This is a genomic window from uncultured Anaerovibrio sp., from assembly GCF_947302755.1.
GTDB lineage: Bacteria > Bacillota > Negativicutes > Selenomonadales > Selenomonadaceae > Anaerovibrio.
In genome coordinates, this window is record NZ_CAMYWM010000161.1 from 1 (window position 1) to 4,601 (window position 4,601).

Annotated in this window: 4 protein-coding genes; 3 read left to right on the forward strand and 1 reads right to left on the reverse strand. The window is 45.8% G+C overall.

Annotation, left to right across the window (positions count from 1 at the left end):
* Positions 1-562 (forward strand): HlyD family efflux transporter periplasmic adaptor subunit (locus tag Q0Y54_RS11700; RefSeq protein ID WP_297968150.1); only part of this gene is annotated, 562 nt, incomplete at its 5' end.
* Positions 559-1,665, forward strand: a complete 1,107-nt coding sequence (locus Q0Y54_RS11705; protein WP_297968152.1) for an ABC transporter permease — start codon at positions 559-561, stop codon at positions 1,663-1,665. The genes Q0Y54_RS11700 and Q0Y54_RS11705, both read left to right, overlap by 4 nt.
* A 55-nt stretch (positions 1,666-1,720) precedes the next feature.
* Here Q0Y54_RS11705 and Q0Y54_RS11710 read toward each other — a convergent pair whose 3' ends face one another.
* Positions 1,721-3,079, reverse strand: a complete 1,359-nt coding sequence (locus Q0Y54_RS11710) for a LuxR family transcriptional regulator (RefSeq protein WP_297968154.1) — start codon at positions 3,077-3,079, stop codon at positions 1,721-1,723.
* A gap of 515 nt (positions 3,080-3,594) precedes the next feature.
* Here Q0Y54_RS11710 and Q0Y54_RS11715 point away from each other — a divergent pair.
* Positions 3,595-4,601, forward strand: a 1,007-nt coding sequence (locus Q0Y54_RS11715; protein WP_297968156.1) for a hypothetical protein, incomplete at its 3' end; no start/stop codon positions are given.

Below are 4,601 nucleotides of genomic sequence, written 5' to 3' on the forward strand. Positions count from 1 at the left end.
TGTCGCCCAGCAAAAGCAGCTGTTCAGCAAATTATTGGCCGGCTCTGCCGATAATGGGGACACCGATTCCATAAATTTACCTACCATTGCCCTGGAGCGTCAGACAGCCGCCAACAAGCTCAATGATGTGGAGGCATTGCATCAGCAATTGAAGGGACTGGAGGTTCAGCTGAAGGAATTGAAGGTGCAAAAGGAACGCCTTACCCTCAGGGCTCCCGAGGATGGCAAGATTATCAAGCTGTTGGCCAAGGAGGGGGAAATAATTGCTCCCAATACCCCGGTCATCCTTATGGAGAGCAGCCGCTACTATTTTGATGTTTATGTAAGCGAGGAAAAGGTGAATAAATATAAGGAGGGAGACGAAATTGAAGCTGTATCCGTGGCTGGCAGGAAAAAGGTCAAGGGGACCATTCGGCTCCTTACCCAGGCCCCTGGCTTTGCGGATTTGCGTATGACCCGGGAAAAGGGCCAGGCGGATTTAACCTCCTTCCAGATGCGGATTTACCTTGAGCCTGCCGAGGGTATTCTGCCTGGTATGACGATGGGAGTGAAGATGAGATGAAGGCCTTTCGCGACGAAGTAAAGCATCTTCTTACCGGTAATGGCATGCCCTATGAGAAGGTTTCCATTATGGTGTCCCTGGTGATTACGGTGATTTTCAGTGTCATGATGGGGCTGAATTACGCCAAGGATACGCCCATTACGGTAATTGATTTGGATGATTCCCACTACAGCCATGAGCTGATTAATTATCTGAACAATTCCCAGCTGCTTTCGGTTACGGCGGTGGTGAATACCCCGGCGGAGCCCAATGAATTGATGTACCGGGATAAGGCCTATGCGGTGGTGTATTTTCCCAAGGGGTTGGAGAAAAACCATTATAATGGGGAGCGGGCCGATATCGGGGTATTTTACGACAATACCAGCTCCTCAGCCTTAAGCGGGGTGCGGGAGGCCCTCAATGAGATTATCGCTGACCTAAACAATCCAAGTATCGGCACCGGTGACACCATACAGGGCGGCACCATGCTGGTGTCCCGTTCCCTGTTCAATCCGGCGGAGTCGGCCAGCAACGGCGAGGTAACGGGCTTTTTGATATTTTTTTCTAGTATGTTTTTTTGCTTCGCTACCCTGGGTATGGTGCCCCGCCTGCGCATGGAGGGGAAAATGGCCCTGCATTTGAAATTGGGTACAGCCTATGATTTGATCGAGCGCATTCTGCCCTATTGTGCCTGCTGGCTCACGGCCAATTTTATCGGCCTGGTGGTACTGCGCTTTTGGGGCGATATCAATTTTTCCGGCAGCATATTATTGTATTTGGCAGTGCAGACCCTGTATATCATAATGCTGGGCATGCTGTCCGTGGTCATGGGCTGGTCAGCAGCCAATCCGGGGGCGGCCTCCAGCCGCATGATACTGTTTGTTCCCGGCGGATTTATTTTCGGCGGCTATGGCGTACCCATGACCATGATGCCGGAGTGGGTACAGTGGGTAAATCAAATTTTCCCATTAACTTGGGAATTCAAATTCATCCGGGATATCGTATTCCGGGGAGCAGGCTTTTTCGACTGCGCCGTAACCCTGGGCCAGTTCCTAATTTATATAGCCATCATCTGGATTATCTTTTCCCGAAAATTTGATAGGGAACAGATGGCCCTGGAATAAGAAAAAAGCATCAGCTTGGTAATGTAAGCTGGTGCTTTATTTTTGGGGAAGTATTCTATTTTTTATGGAAGCCATCACTGCGATAATAGTCCGACAGCATTGACAGCTGAGAGTCATGACCGGTTTTTTTTAGTAAATTGGTAATATGGAAGCGTACTGTTCGTTCACTTATGAAAAGATTTTTTGCTATGGCAGATATTTTTAGGCCCTTTAGCAGCTCCTGTAAAACTGTTGCTTCCCGGTTGGTTAAATTGTAGTGCTCGCAATATCGTATATATCTGTCCTGCTCATCAGGCTGTTCTTCAGGCTGCTTGAGCTCTGTGACAGGCTCAGATGACTTTTCAGTGTTGTGCTCGGCCAGACTGTGCATATAGAGGATGGAGATTTTGTATAACAGGGCTACACTTATCAGCAGCATTACAGTATATACAGTAAAGCTGATAGGCAAATAAACATATTGAAAGAATACAAACCCTAGTAATAATCCCAGACTCAATGCTGGTAATTCTATTATGCGGCTCATAGCGGCCCATTTCTCAGGGTTGTCCGAATGGGCGGCTATATGGAGAAAGGCGGTCATCAACAGCACTATAATGGGTGAGGAATAAATAGCCTCAACCAGCATGGCGGACAGTAAAAATAGACCTGGCTCCGTACTAAAGGTTCTATACCAGAGAAAATAAATACTCACTATCAATACAATCGCAGGCATGACAGAAAACTTTTTATCGGCCAGCCAACCAAATAAGAGGAGGCCACCGGCGTAGAATAGCCGGGAGCTGGGGAAGTAGGGCAGGTATTCAGGAAAGCGGAAAACACTTATACTATCACAAAGACCCAGCATTATGCCCATTATAATAGCCGATATTACCAGATAAGTGTGGCTTTTTTGAAAAAAGGAATGCCAAATTGGCGAAGGGGGCTGTCTGATGGCCAAATATTCATCAGCTGGCTTAATAAGTGCCAGCGTGATAAGGCCGGGAATGGCAAGAATGCGCGAAGCCAGCATATCCGTAAAAACAGCATCTGCAGCTCCGATGATAAAGGCCAAAATACTGCCAAATCCCAGGGATATACCAATAAATCGGCCAAAATAAGCGTCGGAGACTTCTAGGGCAGCTCTGTATAATATATAGGCCATCAAATAGCCCCAGCCCAGCATGGATAGCAGTAAGCCGACAGCCATCATAGCTTCAGTGGGGAACAGCTCCATTAATATTTGTCCCAAGCAGGCAATTAGTACAGCACAGATAATGGAGCTTCGTTTGATGGCTGCTGGGATGCGACGATAGTAAAGGGCAAAAAAAGCCATACCAGCTGCACCGGATAACGAAAGAAAGATGATATTAGACATAATCCGCAGGCTTTCTTCGCTTAGTCCGCCACGCAGAAAAAGGCCTCTGCCATCATTCATTATCATTTGGTAAACAATCTGTACATATGTCCAAGTGAGCATTTGAGAAACAATTAAACGGATGGATGGCATATAAAACACCTCGTACATAATCTGGTTTGTCGGCAGGAAATTCGCCTCGCCCTATATACTATATTTTACATTAGAAGGTAGTGGTTTTCCATAGTTATCTGATAATAATGGCACAAAATTTAGCCCTCCTCCTGGCGTTGGAGAAGCAGTAAAAAATAAGTGGTTTATATATATAAATTCCATCAAACCCTTGATTTTACTGACTACCTGACAAAATTGACAGGTGTCAGAAGGCCAAAAACTGTCGCTTTTTACAGTAGGATTTATCTTTTTCTTGCCGTAATCTAGTTAGAAAAGAATAGCTTCAGACAATAGCGTGGGATTAATTCGACTACATTCAGTGGGCGCATAAATCTTCCACTGAATGAGTCTCATTTAATTGCTGCCGGCCTGGAGTTAAGATTTTACCTGGATAAGTTATCATTTTATGGGAGGGAAAGGATATGAGTATGAAAAAAAATAAAAAACGGCTGACTGGGATGATTTTGGCCGCCTTGATGTGTACTGGTGGCTACTGTATTTCACCGGCGTATGCTGGGAATGCAATAGTGCATGAAGGAGAGACAGCGGTCAATGTATATAATGGAGAGATTACGGAGACGAGTGTGTGGGAAAGTAATCCTACAGGACCACAGTCCGGACATACTGCTACCATAGAGGGAACGGTGACTGAAGATGTATTTGGCGGATTTAGTAGCGATGGAGAAGCCTCCAATAATACTGTTATCATCGGAAATGTGGGAGGACCTCAGGTTACAGTTGGTACAGTGAAAGGCGGACAAGGAGGAACGGAAGCCAGTAATAATACTATTACCATACAAGGGGATGTAGCTTTTTCAGGGGATAATGTTACTATTTATGGTGGTGTCGTCTATGCTTTTGATGCTGAATTTAATCCAATTGGGATAGCCAATAATAACATTATCAATATATTATCCCCAATTTCTATACCTTCATTTTTAGAAGGCGGGCAGTCCGAAGGCGGTACATCTTCGGGTAATACATTAAATTTAGGTGCGTCTGGTGTAATTGTAGGCAGTGGACAGTGGGGTGGAGGTTTAAATAGTTTTCAAAATCTAAATTTTTATCTCCCAACCAACATTACCACCAGCGACACCATGCTGACCGTAAATGGCACGGCTGATGTTACCAATGCCAAGGTAGGCGTGTTGGCTCAGGGCACCTTGGCTAATCTGGTAAAAAATGATAAAGTAACCCTGTTGTCGGCGACGACCCTCACTGGTGGGGATACGATTACCCAAGCTACAGAAATTTCCGTGCCTACAAGCATTACTACGGTAAGCACATATGAATTTAATGTTTCCACGGAAAGCAATAATATAGTGGCAACCCTTACCAATGATGGCGGCAGTGGAAGCGGAAGCGGCAGTGAAAGCGGAAGCGGCAGTGAAAGCGGAAGCGGCAGTGAAAGTGGAAGCGGCAGTGAAAG